The organism is Tengunoibacter tsumagoiensis (assembly GCF_003967535.1).
In the GTDB taxonomy this organism is placed as follows: Bacteria; Chloroflexota; Ktedonobacteria; order Ktedonobacterales; family Ktedonobacteraceae; genus Tengunoibacter; species Tengunoibacter tsumagoiensis.
Genome location: NZ_BIFR01000001.1, coordinates 4,455,916 through 4,472,219, shown reverse-complemented (window position 1 = coordinate 4,472,219; position 16,304 = coordinate 4,455,916). Strand labels below are relative to the sequence as shown.

Here is a 16,304-nt window from a genome sequence, read left to right as displayed (position 1 = left end):
AGGGGATGGAGAGCCTGCATGGCGCTATTCAATACAGAGAACTGCCTTGCCTGTAATCTCTCGATTGAGCATCTTTTGAACGACCTCGCTGGTCTGAGTCCAGGAGGTTTCGATCGCAATTTGAGGGAGGAGACGACCATCATCAATCATGCGAGCCAGACTTGCAAGATCCTCAGCTCCAGGACGGCGTGCCAGTTCGTAAAAGATAATCAGTCCATAAAAGGTTGCCCCGCCGACAAGGAAAAACTTTCTGAGATCAAACGTGACCTCAGCTCCTTCAGATGCGCCGAAGTTTACACAGGTTCCACCTGGTGCTAACATACCGAGCGCCTGCCCCAATACCTTTCCTCCAACAGAATCGATAATTAAGTGATACGGACCAAATTGACTGGCAGAAAGAATCTGCTCCCCCACAACAACCTCATGGGCTCCAGCATCGAGCACAAAAGATTCCCCTTCAGGACGGCGAGCCACGCCTACGACACGAGCACCTGCGTGATGGGCTAACTGGACAGCGAGATGGCCTACTCCGCCAGTGGCACCAGTAATTAACACTTTTTTGTCCAGGAGATTGCCCCCTTTTTCTAATGCACGTAAAGCTGTCAGGCCAGCGATAGGAAGTGTAGCTGCCTTGCCAAAGCTCACCTTTTCAGGAATCTCTGCCAGATTCTGGGTTGGAACCGCAACCAGCTCGGCCCAGGCCCCTGAGCGGACCCATCCGACAACACGTTTCCCTGTTTGAGGGCCAGAGCCATCGGCTGCTGACTGTTCCACTACGCCAGATAGATCCCAGCCAGGGCAATAGCCAGCTTGCGCTGTTGTAATCCCACGAACCTCTCCAAGATTTAACGAAAAGGCTGCAACTCGCACGAGAGCTTCTGATGGAGATGGTGTAGGGGCGGAGATCTCTTTTAGTGCTAAACGTGCAGGGGCAGATGGATCAACCACGATGGCGCGAAGCGCATTCATAGACACTCCTTTATATACTACATTTATATATCACCTTACTCGAAGTACTTCTGTAACCTGTTGTTTCTTTCATCTTAATGCTATGATACTACTAGGGACAATGCGTAAGCTGATCCCTAAGAGGGACAGATGCGAATTAATACTGGATATCTATCCAGTCGTTTATGACGGTTACAGACGACAAAAAGGCAGAAGTGAACATAGAAGAAGAGCATAATTGGGAGGATATGAGAGTGAGTCGTGTGTTTGTGAAACGGGATCGTATCGTTCATGCTAGCCCGAATGAGGTCTATAGCATTCTGGCCGATTATAAAAATAAGCGTCCACTAATGTTAACCCCTAATTTTCAAGCATATATGGTTGAGAAGGGAGGGAAAGGCGCAGGAACTGTGGTGCGCTATACTTTGCACGCGGCCAATCGCGTACGCCCTTATCGTCTCACTATTGAAGAGGCGGTTCCTGGAAAGGTTCTCCGTGAGAGAGACAGTAATTCTTCCTTAGTGACCACCTGGACAGTGGCTCCTAAGCAGGATGGGCAGCAGACCCTGGTTCGTATCGCGACCGAGTGGGAGGGTAGCAAAGGGATCGGTGGCTTTTTTGAGCGCACCTTTGCTCCGCTTGGTCTGAGCCGCATCTATGATACTATGTTAGATCTGTTGGGCCGTATTGTTAGTGCTCAAGAGAGCGAGAGGAGTAGCAACGTGGAGGAAGATAGTACCCCCAGTGAACGAGCAGGTGTGTTTTTTCTCATTTTGGGCATTGTTCTGGCCGTAGCCTTTGGTCTGAGCTACCTGCAAAAGCAGAGCCGTCGATAGCCAGTGATGCAACGCGATGGTCGTCATACTATATATCTATGACAACCATCGCGTTAAAACCTTGCTCAAGAATGCAGCCAGATATCTATGACGACCATCGTGTTGAAACCTTGCTCAGGAATGCAGCCAGTCTGCATGAAGCGTCTGCCCACGTAAGCCTGAGACGTGTAAGCGTCTGGGTTGATCTGGGAAGAGATCAAGCATGTTATCGCTCCAGAGGAGATCAGGATTCTGCTCAGCCGTCAGCCAGACACCTTTGGTTGGGCGTTCCACCTGAACGCTAACCGTCTGCTGGCTTACAATCCCTTGTCGATACCCAACTGATCAAGAGAGAATCGGTTATTCCTCATATCTCCTAAATGTTCTTGAGGCGAAGCGGCCTGTCAAGCTACACGGCTACAAGCTTGCTATTTCTTGCCTTTCCTTTTACCCTATAGAGGAAAGTCCCTTTTTGGTGTTGCCCTCTTATGGGAAGAGTGAGCGATAAAAAAAGAAGGAGCCGTTATATGAGCGCATTGGCTGGTCGGAGTGCTCTGGTGACTGGAGCAGGCATTGGCATTGGTCAAGCAATTGCAATTGAATTAGCCCGGCAAGGAGCGGCTGTTGCCCTACACTATGCAAGTAGCGCACAGGGTGCTCAGGAAGCAGTGGCCGAGATCGAACGTTTTGGGGGGAAGGCGATCGCCGTCTCCGGTAAACTGGGAGAAGTCAGTACATGCCGTCGTATTGTTGATGAGGCTGCTGAAGCCTTTGGTGGACTGGATATCCTGGTGAATAATGCGGGTATTACTCATGCAATGAGTTTTTTGAAAACGAGCGAAGAGATCTACAACGAAGTGTTTGATCTCAATATGCGAGGGTATTATTTTTGCACGCAGCAAGCGGTAACCTATATGCTCAAGAGAGGCAGAGGCTCTATCGTCAATATCACTTCTGTTCATGGTGCAGCAGGCTTTCCACGTCATTCTGCCTATGCAGCAACCAAAGGTGCAATTATTGCCTTCACCCGCGAGCTGGCGGTCGAACTTGCGGGTCAGCATATTCGGGTGAACGCGGTTGGTCCAGGTCTGATCGAAGTGCCGCGTTATTTTGATATCCCTGGCTATACCAATGAATTTGGCGGATCGCTGGTCCCCTATGGAAGGGCGGGTCAACCGCAAGATATTGCGCCAGCCGTAGCATTTCTTGCCTCCGATGCCGCCGATTTTATTACTGGTCAGGTACTCTACATCGACGGAGGGACCACAGCAAAAATGGCCCTGGACTGGGACGAAACCGCCCAGGGTGAATAGCAAGCATGAGGATTGCAGCGTCAATCAACCATGAAATGAGCCACTTTCATCTCCATACATTTAAGAGATTGCAACTAATGACGCTTAGTTGCAATCTCTTTTTTGCATGCTAGAGATAGGCTCCTCGTTCGTTACATAAAGTAGATGCTCGTGACATAAAGGAGATCTTCAGGGTTCATTATCTTTTCTGTATTGTCTAAGGTTAGCAACTATCAGCACCAATATATTTTCTTATGCTGAGAAATGAGTGTGTTTTATGCAGCCATCAGCTCTTATCGACCATCTTCGGCAGCCAGAAGCGCTCTGGGAACGGACGATTAAACCCCTGTTCGCTATCTTCGTTGCTGCCAATGCCCCTTTATCATCCAATGCTTTACAACATCTTCTGGCTAACGATCCAACGGTTGAAATTGATGATTATGAATTAGCACTGGCCCTCAATCGTCTGGAGGCACTGCTGGCAGTTGATGCACACCATCGGTATGCTCTCCTCTCGCCCCAGGTGAACGATTATCTCCTGAGCTCTCTCCTGACAGGTGACGAGCTGACTGCTGCTCATCAACATCTGGCAAGGTGGTGTCACGTGGGAGCGGAACAGGAGATCTGGCAAGATCTCGCCAGTGATCCGTTTGAACAAGAACGTCGGGAGTATGCTCGCCGATATTATGTTGCTCACCTGGCTGCACTCCCTGATAAGCAAGCACTCTTTAGCGTTTTAGATGAAGGCTCCTATGGTCGTGAGAAATTACAGTTTGATCCCAGTGCTCATGCCTATATGCTGGATCTGGATCGTGGACGTGAGGCTGTCGCGACCAGTTGTTGTACCGATAGCTCATTGGTAACGTCTCTCTCTCGTTTGTGGTCGTATACGCTGCTCCGGTGTAATCTGGTTGACTATGTCAATAAGTATCCAGAGGAGGCCTTTGCTCTGCTCCTCCAATCAGGTGAGGTTGATAGAGCGTTGACTCTGGCTGAAGCACTGAGCGACGAACTGAAGAAGATTCCGGTCTTTTTGCAGCTGGCAGTCTACTTTGGGCAGCACGAGCGTGTCGCTGAGTCTGCACAGTTGCTGACTCGTGCAGAGGAGCTGGCGGATGCGATTGATAATCAATATATCTGTGACGAAGCCCTTGCCAGCGTCGCCATGGCCCTGATCGAGGTGAAAAACTGGTCAGAAGCTGAGCGGGTCATTGGGAAGATCTCTCTGCCGGATGTACAATCTCTTCCCTATCGCAATCTTGCATCCGGCTTATGTCAGGATCAGCAGTGGGCTGAAGCTGAGCGGATCAGCGTCTGGATTGATGGACCCGATGACCAGGCTCAGGCCTATTATCAACTGGCATCCGGTCTTAGTCAGACGCAACAACAGCGATTCTGGCAAGAGACAGAACGCGTGATTGGAGAGATCTTTGATCCTGTGCTTCAGGCGCAGGCCTATCATCAATTGGCAACGTACTTTCTGGATGCTCACCAAACAGGCGAAGCTGAGCGTATCTGGCAGGTGGCGGTCCAGCGGATCAGCGAACTGCGCGATTCTGAGCAGCAGGTCAAAGTGTATCGCGTGCTTGCAGAAGCTCTTGAGCAGGTGGGTCAACAGGAGAATGCGCAGCTCCTCTGGAAGGCCCTGGAGTCTGTTGCGCGTGAGCTGGCCTCCGAACCGGCCATCCAGGCCCAGGCCTATAGCTGGCTGGCCCGACGTGCACAACAGCAGAAAAAGTGGGCCGTGGCAGAGAAGCTCATTACAGAGATGTCAGACCCTTCTGAGCAAGCCAGCGCTTTTCTGGAACTTGCCGAAGCCTTTCAGCAGGACCAGCAGGCCACTGAAGCAAAGCGTGTGTGGAGCGAAGCCGAGCGCGTTAGTGCCGCGATCCCAGATCCTTTTCAGAAGGCAACGGCCTATGGTCGTCTCGCGCAGAGTCTGAGTCGTTCTCAGCAGGAAGCGGGCCCGATCTGGAGCCAGGTTGAGAGTCTCGTCAGTGAGATTGAAGCACCGGAGTCACAAGTTCAGGTCTACCGCTGGCTCGTTGAAGGGTCAGTTCAAGGGCGACAGTGGCAAGAGGCAGAATGGTTAATTGGGAAGATGAGTGATCCGTTCTGGCAAACCTGGATGTATAGTGATCTTGCTGTAGCTCTTCATCAAAATCAGCAGACAGACGAAGCACAGCGTATCTGGCGGCGAGGGGAGCAGGTTGTTGCGACCATTCCTTCCACTGAGACCAGTTCCCTCTGGCAAGCCAACGCCTATCACCAACTTATTGAAGGTTTATGTCATGAGAAGCAACTGGCTATGGCAGAAAGGCTGATTGGCAAGACCCCATATCCTATTATCGCCGAGCGGCTCACAATAACTGAGGAGCTCACCCAGGAGCTGAGCTGGGATGAAGTCGAGCTCGCTATGAAGTTATTAGCGGACCCGATCGAACCCGTTGAAGTACTGAACCCTTTTGTCACTGGTCTGACGTCTGAGCAAGAGGTGCAAGATTATCTAAAGATTCTGCTCAAGTACTGGCTCAAAGTCGAACGGAAAGAGCAGGCGCGTCGCGTTTTTCAGCTTCATCGACCCTTTATTGCGCTCTATCCTGAATTGAAGGCGGCCCTGTTAGAGGCTTCTACGCACGTTGAAACAGCGTTGCGTAGCTCTTATGCGGGCTAACGCTATGTAGTTCTGGGACATATAGAAACTATGGGAAAGGACCTTCTTTTCATGAAGTTGTCATTGGCGAGGGCGAAGAGACCAGCCAGAATTGTCATGGGCTTCCTTTTTATGGTTGCATCTGTTTTTCATTTTACCGCCTCTGAGGTTGAGCTCAGGCTTATTCCGCCTTTCCTCCCCTGGCGGCGGGCGGCGCTCTACATCACAGGGGTCCTTGAATTTGTAGGAGGCCTGGGTCTTCTTCTCCCGCGCTTTCAAGAAGTAGCTGGTCGAGGTGTGGCTGCTCTGCTCGTAGCTATTTTTCCGGCCAATGTCTACCAGACGTTTACGCGCAAACAATTCACTGGTTTGACCAGTACGCCGCTCTATCATATTGTACGCTGGCCTTTGCAGGGGGTCCTCATCTGGTGGGCATTGTGGTGTAGCAAGAAAAGCTAAATGCGTTTTTCATTAGAGTCGAGAAGCCTTTGCTCTGACCTGAGCAGAGAGTATATACTGGTGTGTAGAGTTGGTAGCGCGTAAATACAGTATAAAAGGAATAGAATATGTCTTTAGAGCTGAATCCACACGTCACAGAGCGATTGCGCTCAGATGAGATTGCCTGGTTGAATACGGTCCGCCCCGATGGGCGGCCACACAGTATTCCCGTCTGGTTCCTCTGGGAGGAAGAGAGTATTCTCATTTTTAGCAAGCCCGATAATCAGAAGATTCGTAACTTGCGCCAGAATCACTTCGTAACTCTGACGCTGGATAATACCAGAGGCGGGGGAGATGTCGTGATTCTTGAAGGGACTGCCGAGCTATTGGAAGTAGGCGCTGCTAACGCATCGATTCCTACATATAACGAGAAATATAGTGATGGGTTGAAACGTATTGGTGTGAGCCCGGAGAATTTTACCAAACTCTATTCACAGCCGATTCGTATCGCCATTACTCGTCTGGTTGGATAGCCAGTCGGGGCTAGCTTTTGTATTTTGTGTTTGCAATTGCTAACACTATCCCACTTCCGATGCAGCCAACCGAAAGGAAGATTGTAAGGAAAATAGTCAATCGAGCAATAACTGTATCGGTATTATGAGGAAGTGTACTTACGAATGAGCAGAGCAGTAGAGCACCAACAACAATAAGGCCAAAAGCTAGAAAATTACGCATGGGAAACCTCCCTCCCTCCATAACTTTGATGAACAGAAGCACCTGCAGCGTTTCCGATTCTAAGAGAAACGCCGCAGGTGCTTCTCGCATTTCCTGCCAGGTATAGGCACCTTTCGGTCAGGTGGAAGGTGCAAGACCAAGTTGTTGGAGTATGCCTAACTGGTCTGAACTGCCCCAGCGCTCAACCAACTTTCCATCGGCAAACTTGCTAATCTGCATGCCCCTTACATTTATTTTTTTGCCTGTAGGTGCAAAGCCCAGCAACTTACCCTGGTGTGTACCCGTCAGGGTATAGGCAAAGGCGATATTGTCGTCATCCATCAGCAGATGTTCGACATTTACTTTCATATCGGGGAAGGCAGCTCGGAGTGAGCTAAAGAATTGATGGTAGCCTTCCGGTCCAGGGCCCTGGCCGGGGGCTGGATCGTGATCGATAGCATTTGGAGCGACTACCTCATTAAAGAGGTTATAGTTTCCTGTATTGACGGCCTCGGCAAATCGGAGCTGGGCAGCCATATTGCTTTCACGAGACATAGACCTCTCCCTGAAATTGACATCCCATCGATAGGTGCTCTAGACTCCTTGTAATACGCTTGCTTTAAAGAGAAGGTAACAGGCGGTCTCTCCCTGCATGCGACTGTGCACCTTCTGTGTTGTAGAATAAGAATATAACATTGTTTCTGAGAAATTCACCAGTAATAACGAAAGGGAACACAAATGGAGCTCAAGAACAAGGGGGTTCTGGTCACAGGCGGAGCCTCAGGACTGGGAGCGGCCTGTGTACGTTTGCTGGCAGAGCAGGGCGCGAAAGTGGTTATCGCCGATCTGAATAGCGAGAGTGGGGAGCGTCTGGCCGCAGAATTGCGTGCCAGTGGAGCGAGCGTCTCCTTTGCGCAAACGGATGTCACCAGCGAAGCATCGCTGCAGGCGGCCATTCAGGTTGCTGGCGAACTCCATATTTTGATTAATTGCGCGGGCATTGCCATCGCTGAGAAAGTCATTGGAAAAAGCACTATCCATAGTCTGGAGAGCTTTCAGAAAGTTATAAACATTAATCTTGTTGGAACATTTAACGCTATCCGTCTGGCATTGGTGGCTATGGCTAAGAATGAGCCAACCTCAGGTGGTGAGCGTGGCGTCATTATTAACACCGCCTCGGTTGCTGCCTTTGAAGGACAGATTGGTCAGGCAGCTTACTCTGCCTCAAAGGGCGGTATCGTTGGGATGACGCTGCCCATTGCTCGCGAAGTTGCACGCCTGGGTATCCGTGTTGTTGCCATTGCCCCAGGAATTTTTGAGACCCCTCTGTTGGGGGCGCTTCCGAAACAAGCACAAGACTCCCTTGGTCAACAAGTTCCTTTTCCTCCACGCCTGGGTCGGCCCTCAGAATATGCCGCATTGGCAAAGCATATTATTGAAAATGAAATGTTAAATGGGGAAGTGATCAGACTAGATGGAGCTCTGAGAATGAGTGCAAAGTAACCATTGAGAGAGACGTGGAATAGCTCTTATTCGTCTGTATTGACGCTCCATGCCTGACATATGTTATTAGTTCGTCTACTGGCTCATAACATATAACCGGCATGGAGCGTCAATGTAAGGACCACTACCTCAACGCTCAACTCTCAAAGCATATAGCTCTAATATGCCATGCGCACAACTGCAATGAAAATAGCCAGGCCCATTCTCTCGAAAGTCCGGTCGCATTGGAAAGATAAGTGACAGGCAGGATAGAATGTACAGGAGAAGAGATGGTTCTGACCGGTCAAAAAGAATATCTGGCGTAAGGCAGTGACCCCAAACGAACGGGGACGCATCGCCATTCGCCATTGACCCCTCGTTTCGCCTGGGGAATACGGAGATCCACCCCAAAAAATAGCAAATATATGCGTCGTCTTCATCGGGTGGACGGCTATAAATATGAACAAAGAAAAGGAGGGGTGGCGCTTCCTCCCCTATGCATACCATGCAAGGGTACCCGCGCCACGAGACTCAGATGGAAGATAAGAGACAAGAACGAATACGTGTGTTGGAAGACCAGATTGCGCGTTTGCAACGACGGATAGCACTCTGGTTGCCGCAAAGTAACCGTTACTCATGGTTGCGTGTGGGGATATTTTTTGTGGGACTGGCCATAAGCGTAGTGGGCTTTATTGGTGTGGGCTGGTGGCTGGGCCTCTCGCTGTTTGCGGCTGCGATGATTGTTTTTGCTGTGCTGGCCCATTTCCAAGGCAAGTTGGATCACAGCATTGCCCGGCATACCCTCTGGTCATACATTCAATCTGCACACCTGGCGCGGATGAAGCTGGACTGGGAACATATTCCACACGTTGAGCTCCCTTCGACGCGAGAAGAGCATCCCTTTGAGTTTGATCTAGATATTACTGGTTCGCGTTCGTTATTGCGATTGGTCAATACCTCCGTCTCGCAGGAGGGGAGCCAGCGTCTGGAGAGATGGTTGCTAAATACCCATCCTGATCTGGCAACAGTACAGAGGCGGCAGGCCCTTGTGCAAGAGCTTACGCCATTGAGCCTGTTTCGCGATAAGCTGTTGCTAAAGTCGCTGATTGCTGCGGGAAAAGGGAAGGAGCAGTTGGAAGGGAAGAGACTGCTCAACTGGTTGAATAAACAGGGGCCAGCCCCTGCATTGCGCTGGCTACTCTGGCTCTCGCTTGGGATCAATCTTCTGACAGTTGTCCTGTTTGTGTTGGGTCTGGTTGTTCCAGGCTTTCCGCAGCTTGGATATTATTCGATTGCTGCCTCTGTCTTATTCTTTTTTAGTACAGGCAATCAGCGTGGAGATATTTTTGAAGATGCCACCTATCTCCGCTTTGGCTTTGCAACCCTGAGCTCTATTTTTACGTTTCTGGAGCGGTACCCCTATGGCCGACATCAGCAGCTTAAAGCGCTCTGTGCACCCTTCTGGGAAGATAAAGCCAATAGCCCTTCGAGCCTGCTCTCAAAAACCGCTCGAATCTCTTCGGCGGCGACGTTGAAGAACAATGGACTCCTCTGGCTGGTCGTGAACGCTTTTATTCCGTGGGATATGTATTGCGCATACCGACTCAATCAGTATAAAGAGCAGATTGCTCAGCGGCTGCCAACCTGGTTGGATACCTGGTATGAGATTGAAGCCACCTGTTCCCTGGCGACGTTTGCCTACCTCCATCCAGGCTATGTTATGCCAGAGGTTCACAGTTCTGGTGAGCGATCCCGTCAGAGTCAGACGATTTTTTCTGGTACAGACATGGGTCATCCACTTATTCCCGTGGAGAAGAAGGTGACGAACTCCTTTACGTTTTCAGCACTGGGCGAAGTCGTGATTCTTACCGGCTCGAATATGGCGGGCAAGAGTACCTTTTTGCGCACCTTAGGTGTGAATCTTTGTCTTGCCTATGCAGGCGCTCCTGTTAATGCCAGTACGTTTGAGACTGAGCTGTTCCGTCTCTTTACCTGTATTCGTGTCACCGATTCAGTCAATGATGGCTATTCGTATTTTTATGCAGAGGTTCGACGCTTACGAGCCCTGTTAACTGCGTTAGCTGAACCCGATCAACTGCCACTCTTCTTTATGGTGGACGAGATCTTTAAGGGCACAAATAACCGTGAGAGGCTGATTGGGAGCCGGTCTTTTGTACGTGCTCTGGTTGGAAAGAACTGTATTGGCCTGATCTCAACGCATGATCTTGAACTGGTCAAATTGGCTGAGATCCTTCCCCAGGTGAAGAATTACCATTTTCGCGAGCATGTGACAGCTGGTCAGCTGGTCTTTGATTATATCCTGCGTACAGGACCTTGTCCGACCACGAACGCTCTGAAGATCATGGAGATTGAGGGACTACCGATTGATGATGTGCTCGTTTAGATCATCTAATTCATCATGGCGATAAATCTGCGGATGGACTTGATCTGGTTGAGAATCTCATAGCGATCACTTGATTGTGGGCTTAATTCAAGATAGGTATTAAGATCGTGAAGGGCTCGTCCATAATGCTTTAATTGCAGATGGATATGCCCTCGATCGCGCAGCTCCAGTGCCGCATCGGGGATAAGCATCAAGATGAAATCGCTGATATTCAGCGCATGAGGAAAATCCTCACGATCGATATAGATCTTTTTCAGATTGTTCAGCAGGCGTAGAAGCAACTGCCGATGGGTTACTGGCTCAAACCAGCGCGGATGGATCTTAATACGGCGTTTGGCAAGGAGCCGAATGCGCTCTAAGCACTGTTGAGCCGTCAGGAAGCTGCTATCGGTATAAGGGTCGAGATAGATCATCTGATCAGGGAGCTTATAACCAACCATAAAGTGGTAAGGGAGTCCGATCCCCTCTAAGCGGATGCCAACACGTTTTCCCACTTCTATATAAAGAAGGGCCAGCGTGACCGGAATGCCAGTATGGTTCTCTAACACCTTATTGAGAAAGCTATTATCGGGCGTATAGTATTCTTCGGGGTTGCCATGAAAGCCCTCTTCTGAGCGAAGAACCTGATTCATGACGGCCAGTACATTGAGAGGATCGACATCAGCAGGAAGATCGGGGAGCTGGTCAGGGGAGGGAAGGGCCAGCATAATCCGTACTCGACGTGCAAGCGCGTCGAGTTGTGCCTGAATGTGTGTTATGTCCAAGCCAGGGTACTCGATGCTTGCAATGAGCAAGGCAGCTTGAGCCAGATCAATGGCTCCATCTTCACCTGCTATCAAGGATTGAAATGCTCGGTACGTACGCTGTTGGTCTGTGTCTTTTGAATATCCGTCTGCCATCCTTTCCGCATTTAATCATAAAACAGCGTTTATATGCAAGTAACAGAGCCGTTTTAGCCCATCTGTCTGCACGTGGGCGGGTTTCTTCGACCTGACACCTGATCTGGTCTGCTTACTGTGGCAACGTTGGATTGTCCGAGCTTTTGTGACGATAGATTGGATTAAGGTAGTGGTCCATGCTCATCCAGACGCTGCGGCTGTGCCAGTAAAAGAGAATGGGCAGGATAAAAGGGAATGGAGCCCCCCAGAGCAGCAAGGGGAGAATGGGGATCGCCTGATTGGCAGCCAGAGGTATCGCAAAGGCCGTTACAATCAGCTCACTCAACACAAGATTGATCGCCATAGCACTACTAAAGTAGCCCTCTTCACGTTCGAATTGAAAATTGCAGACGGGGCAACGTTCGTTCATCTTAAAAAATCCGCAGTACAGTTTGCCCTGTCCACAGACGGGACAACGCAAGAGCAGACCGCGTAATAACAGTTCCCAGAAGCTATGCATAAAATGAAGCGTCCTTAATAAAGCCGTAGCCCTCATGTTTGTATTCAGATACTCTTTTATTGTATCACGATTTTATCGTCGAACAAGTCTTAACAGAACATAGTGGGCGTAAGATTCAAGCCAACAAGTCTGCTACCAGAGTAGGTTGCTAGTCGTATGCTTAGTAAAGGCGATTCAGATAAGCACAAGCAATTTTTACAGAAGATTGGTTGTTTGAAATTGTCTCTTATAATTATTGAGAGGATGAGCAAGATATGAAAGTCGAAAAAAGTATTGTGATTGCCCGGCCAGTCGAGAAAGTATTTGCCTTTGTGACGCAGATGGAGAATGTGAAGCGTTGGCTTCCGGTGACGGAGGTGCAGGCATTATCCAATGGTCCATTGGGGGTGGGCTCGCGGTTTCGGCAGAGTGGCGAATTTATGGGACAACATTTTGAGGGGGCTATTGAAGTGACCCGTTATGAGCCTTCGCATGCATTTTCCTTCAAACTTGTTGATGGTCCATTTCCGTTGTCGAACGATATGACGTTTGACGCTGTCCCTGGTGGAACCCGTTTAACGCTGGTGGGAGAGGCCGATCCTGGCAGTAAACTGAAGTTCGCTGGCCCTTTCCTCATGCCAATGGTGCGCAAGCAATTAGATACGCAGGTAAATACCTTAAAGCGGGTCATTGAATCCGAATAAAGTTTTTATGGTGGAAGGTAGAATTGCTACCTTCCTGCTCAGGCCACTCAGCACAAGTTTCTACAAGGTTGTAGAAAGAAAGGTTGTAGGACTATGCCAGCCGCATTTGAATCTACGAGACCCTTGTGGCAACCTTCCATTATTCAGCAAGAAGCAGCCAATATAACAAAGTATCGTGCATGGTTAGCTCAAGAGAAAGGGCTGGTGTTTGCGAATCGTGAAGAGCTCTGGCTCTGGTCGGTTGAACAGATTGAAGCTTTTTGGGGCTCACTCTGGGATTTCTTTGCCATTCAGGCCTCGCGCCCCTATCAGACCGTTCTGGTGGAGCGCAAGATGCCCGGAGCCATCTGGTTTCCTGGCGCTCAACTAAATTATGCGGAGCATATCTTTCGTCAGACCTCTCCTGAGCGACCTGCGCTTCTGTTTCAGTCGGAAGGGCGACCATTGTGTGAATTGTCCTGGGCTGACCTCAAGAGGAAAGTGGCGGCGATTGCGCAGACATTCCGGACTCTGGGTGTGCAACGTGGTGATCGCGTGGTGGCATATCTCCCTAATATTCCGGAGGCTGTCATTGCCTTTCTGGCCTGCGCCAGCCTGGGTGCTATCTGGTCCAGTTGCTCGCCAGATTTTGGGGCCAGTAGCGTCATTGAACGCTTTCAGCAGATTGAGCCCAGGGTCCTGATTGCTGTTGATGGCTATTCCTATGCTGGTAAGATCTTTGATCGTCGTCCCATCCTGGTAGAGCTTCAGCAGCAACTCCCCACCCTCCAGAAAACGATTCTGATCCCCTATCTGGATACCACCGCGACCACTGCAACGGGCTCTGATCTGACGCAGCTTCTTTTCTGGCAGGAAGCGCTCTTGCCAGAAGCTGAACTCCATTTTGAGCAGGTGCCTTTTGCATACCCGCTCTGGGTGCTCTACTCATCGGGGACAACCGGGCTGCCAAAGGCTATCGTCCAGAGCCAGGGCGGCATCTTAATGGAGCATCTGAAGGTCCTGGCATTGGAATCAGACCTGAAGCCCGGAGACCGTTTCTTCTGGTTCTCGACCACAGGCTGGATGATGTGGAATTTATTGGTGGGGAGCCTTCTTGTGGGGGCAACGGCTTTGCTCTATGATGGCAGCCCCGGTTATCCAGATCTAAACGCCCTCTGGTCCTTTGCACATGAGAGCGGTATGACCTTCTTTGGCACCAGTGCCAGCTATCTTAGCTCCTGCCTCAAAGCTGAAATAGAGCCAGGGCAACGCTATGATCTCAGTCAGTTGCGGGCGCTCGGCTCGACTGGCTCGCCCCTTCCTCCAGAGGGCTTTCTCTGGGTCTATGAGCACGTAAAGAGCGATCTCTGGCTCTGCTCGATCAGTGGGGGGACTGATGTCTGTTCCGCCTTTGTGTGTGGAAGCATTGTCTTGCCAGTCTATGCTGGTGAGCTCCAATGCCGAAGTCTTGGGGCAAAGGTTGAAGCTTTTGATGAGAGCGGACAATCCTTCATTGATGAAGTGGGCGAGTTGGTTCTGACAGAGCCCATGCCGTCGATGCCGCTGTTCTTCTGGAATGACCCCAATAATCGACGCTATCTTGAAAGCTATTTTGCAGTCTATCCAGGGATCTGGCGGCATGGCGACTGGATTCGCATCACCCCGCGTGGTAGCGCAATCATTTATGGGCGTTCCGACTCCACCATTAATCGAATGGGGATTCGGATGGGGAGTAGCGAGATCTATCGTGTCGTGGAGAGCTTTCCCGAGATTGTGGATAGCCTCATCATTGGTGTGGAGCAGGCTCATGGAGGCTACTACCTGCCCCTGTTTGTCGTCCTGCGCCCAGGAGCGGAACTGGATGAAGACCTGAAGCAGCGATTGAGAACCGCCCTGCGCACCCGGATCTCTCCTCATCATATCCCCGATGAGATCCTCTCCATTGCAGAGGTTCCTCGCACACTGAGTGGGAAGAAACTGGAGGTCCCGATCAAAAAAATTCTGTTGGGCTTACCAGTCGAGAAAGCGATCAGTGTAGATGCGCTCAGCAATCCCCAAGCGATCCACTTTTTTCTCGAACTAGCTTCTAAACGTAAGCAAGCGGATGATAAAATAGGTGAAGAATGAAAGAGCCATTGTGCTCTCAATAAAGAGTTTTGAACGGATCTGTTAGCGAAGAAAGAACGATCTGTATGTCTGAAATCACATCTGTGGTTATCAATCAAGTAGCTATTGAAGAAGAAGAGGGGCTCCTGCCAGAGCTCATTCAGTTATTACAAGATACCGTCGAATCGGGGGCCTCGGTTGGCTTTCTGCCGCCCCTCAGCGCAGAAGAGGCTCAGCAGTATTGGCATACGGTCTTTCAGGCAGTAGCGCAGAAAGAATGTTTTCTCCTGGTTGCTCGTGAGGATGGGAAGGTTGTTGGATCGGTCCAGTTGGGTCTGGCGACCAGAGCCAATGCTCTGCATCGTGCCGAGGTCCAGAAGCTCTTTGTCTTGCAGAGTCAGCGGCGGCGTGGGACGGGGAAGCGTTTGATGGAAGCCATTGAAGCAATTGCGCGTGAGAATGGTCGGACCCTGCTCTTCCTGGATACGCGAGAGGGCGATGTCTCTGAGCTCCTGTATCAGAAGATTGGGTATCAGAAGGTGGGCGTTATCCCATTTTACGCACAAAGCGCAAGTGGTCAACTGGATGGCACCGTTTTTTATTATAAGCTGCTTGCATAGCTGAGAGCGTTTGACCAGAACTTTCCAACGATGGCATACACATGGGCCTTGCCGATTCGTATCTGAATGTCAAAAAAAACGACTTCTCTCTCCTTTTGAAGAAGAGGGCATAATTCATCCTTTTGATTCAACAAAGGGGATGAATTGTGCCCTCTTCCTGGTAAATCATGGGAAGAGGGAGTAGAAATAACCCGAAAGAAAGTTTACTGCTTATACTACCTTTAATCAGGAGACATTTGAATTGAAACGACCCATTTTACATCTCCTTCGGCAGTAACGGTAACGTAAACTTGTTCATCTTTTACAGGTGTCCATCGATTACTTTGCGCCTGCGGATCAGCAGTACAGGCACTTTTCTGGTCTCCTATGTTACCCAATGTAACCGTGATACTTCCTGTTCCTTGACAAACGTAGACGACCTGATAATTATGTTTCGTTTCAATGTATCCCTGTTGAGTAGCTCTCATCCCAGTGATATTTCCTAAACGCAAGACTTCTGGCCATCCTGTGGAGTTTGAAAGTGTTTCAAAAGGAAAGGGAGTGATTGTGGTTTCTGGCGTAAGCAGAGAATGTGAAGTTGGTGTGGCATGAGCCTTTTCATTCTGTTGAGGCGGGCTAGAACTCATGCAGGCACTTAATAGGATTAAAAAGAAAAGCAGCAGAAGCAAAGAACTTTTTTTGCCTCTACCTTCACCTTGACTTACATAGGTTAATCGCATAAAAAATCTCTTCCCTTTTGTATTAATTCTCCACTCATCTGGTCGTGTGGATA

Annotated in this window: 17 protein-coding genes; 10 read left to right on the top strand and 7 right to left on the bottom strand. The window is 49.9% G+C overall.

The features are described 5' to 3' along the window. Positions 1–24: 24 nt before the first annotated feature. Positions 25–969 carry a zinc-binding dehydrogenase gene (locus EL628_RS17530; protein ID WP_126581210.1) on the bottom strand — a complete coding sequence of 315 codons (945 nt, stop codon included), beginning with the start codon at positions 967–969 and terminating at the stop codon, positions 25–27. 233 nt (positions 970–1,202) lie between these two features. Here EL628_RS17530 and EL628_RS17525 point away from each other — a divergent pair, with 233 nt between their 5' ends. Further along, positions 1,203–1,784 (top strand): SRPBCC family protein, encoded by a 582-nt coding sequence (locus EL628_RS17525; RefSeq protein WP_126581209.1) that lies wholly within the window; start codon positions 1,203–1,205, stop codon positions 1,782–1,784. Positions 1,785–1,898: 114 nt separating this feature from the next. On the opposite strand, the gene EL628_RS29865 is transcribed toward EL628_RS17525, so the two are convergent. After that, positions 1,899–2,087, bottom strand: a complete 189-nt coding sequence (locus tag EL628_RS29865) for a glycoside hydrolase family 2 protein (protein WP_281276557.1) — start codon at positions 2,085–2,087, stop codon at positions 1,899–1,901. 203 nt (positions 2,088–2,290) lie between these two features. Here EL628_RS29865 and EL628_RS17520 point away from each other — a divergent pair, with 203 nt between their 5' ends. The 4 genes from EL628_RS17520 to EL628_RS17505 all read left to right on the top strand — a co-directional run bounded on the left by EL628_RS17520 (position 2,291) and on the right by EL628_RS17505 (position 6,679). Then, a complete protein-coding gene (locus tag EL628_RS17520; protein WP_126581208.1) occupies positions 2,291–3,076 on the top strand; it encodes an SDR family NAD(P)-dependent oxidoreductase in 786 nt (261 codons plus the stop codon). A 256-nt stretch (positions 3,077–3,332) separates the two neighbouring features. Beyond that, positions 3,333–5,729 carry a tetratricopeptide repeat protein gene (locus EL628_RS17515; protein WP_126581207.1) on the top strand — a complete coding sequence of 799 codons (2,397 nt, stop codon included), beginning with the start codon at positions 3,333–3,335 and terminating at the stop codon, positions 5,727–5,729. A gap of 51 nt (positions 5,730–5,780) precedes the next feature. Beyond that, a complete protein-coding gene (locus tag EL628_RS17510; RefSeq protein WP_126581206.1) occupies positions 5,781–6,167 on the top strand; it encodes a DoxX family protein in 387 nt (128 codons plus the stop codon). Positions 6,168–6,274: 107 nt separating this feature from the next. Then, entirely contained in the window at positions 6,275–6,679 is a 405-nt protein-coding gene (locus EL628_RS17505) for a TIGR03667 family PPOX class F420-dependent oxidoreductase (RefSeq protein ID WP_126581205.1), read from the top strand. Between the two features lie 10 nt (positions 6,680–6,689). Here the strand turns inward: EL628_RS17505 and EL628_RS17500 are convergent, their stop codons facing one another. Continuing rightward, complete coding sequence (locus EL628_RS17500) at positions 6,690–6,881, bottom strand: hypothetical protein (protein ID WP_126581204.1); 192 nt, start codon at positions 6,879–6,881, stop codon at positions 6,690–6,692. A 117-nt stretch (positions 6,882–6,998) separates the two neighbouring features. Then, a complete protein-coding gene (locus tag EL628_RS17495) occupies positions 6,999–7,415 on the bottom strand; it encodes an ester cyclase (protein ID WP_126581203.1) in 417 nt (138 codons plus the stop codon). A gap of 183 nt (positions 7,416–7,598) precedes the next feature. Here EL628_RS17495 and EL628_RS17490 point away from each other — a divergent pair, with 183 nt between their 5' ends. Together EL628_RS17490 and EL628_RS17485 are read left to right on the top strand one after the other, a co-directional pair. Further along, on the top strand, positions 7,599–8,363 hold the full coding sequence (locus tag EL628_RS17490) for a 3-hydroxyacyl-CoA dehydrogenase (RefSeq protein WP_126581202.1): 765 nt from the start codon (positions 7,599–7,601) through the stop codon (positions 8,361–8,363). 514 nt (positions 8,364–8,877) lie between these two features. After that, a complete protein-coding gene (locus EL628_RS17485; protein ID WP_161975573.1) occupies positions 8,878–10,746 on the top strand; it encodes a MutS family DNA mismatch repair protein in 1,869 nt (622 codons plus the stop codon). Positions 10,747–10,751: 5 nt separating this feature from the next. Here the strand turns inward: EL628_RS17485 and EL628_RS17480 are convergent, their stop codons facing one another. Both EL628_RS17480 and EL628_RS17475 read right to left on the bottom strand, forming a co-directional pair. Further along, entirely contained in the window at positions 10,752–11,645 is an 894-nt protein-coding gene (locus tag EL628_RS17480) for a SirB1 family protein (protein WP_126581200.1), read from the bottom strand. Positions 11,646–11,757: 112 nt separating this feature from the next. Then, complete coding sequence (locus EL628_RS17475) at positions 11,758–12,144, bottom strand: DUF983 domain-containing protein (RefSeq protein WP_161975572.1); 387 nt, start codon at positions 12,142–12,144, stop codon at positions 11,758–11,760. Between the two features lie 254 nt (positions 12,145–12,398). On the opposite strand from EL628_RS17475, the gene EL628_RS17470 reads away from it, so the two are divergent. The 3 genes from EL628_RS17470 (at position 12,399) to EL628_RS17460 (ending at position 15,532) form a co-directional block, all read left to right on the top strand. Beyond that, positions 12,399–12,827, top strand: coding sequence for an SRPBCC family protein (locus EL628_RS17470; RefSeq protein ID WP_126581198.1), 429 nt, complete (start codon positions 12,399–12,401; stop codon positions 12,825–12,827). 93 nt (positions 12,828–12,920) lie between these two features. Next, a complete protein-coding gene (locus EL628_RS17465) occupies positions 12,921–14,933 on the top strand; it encodes an acetoacetate--CoA ligase (protein WP_126581197.1) in 2,013 nt (670 codons plus the stop codon). 65 nt (positions 14,934–14,998) lie between these two features. Further along, on the top strand, positions 14,999–15,532 hold the full coding sequence (locus EL628_RS17460; protein ID WP_126581196.1) for a GNAT family N-acetyltransferase: 534 nt from the start codon (positions 14,999–15,001) through the stop codon (positions 15,530–15,532). Between the two features lie 221 nt (positions 15,533–15,753). On the opposite strand, the gene EL628_RS17455 is transcribed toward EL628_RS17460, so the two are convergent. After that, a complete protein-coding gene (locus tag EL628_RS17455) occupies positions 15,754–16,251 on the bottom strand; it encodes a hypothetical protein (RefSeq protein WP_126581195.1) in 498 nt (165 codons plus the stop codon). Positions 16,252–16,304 lie beyond the last annotated feature (53 nt).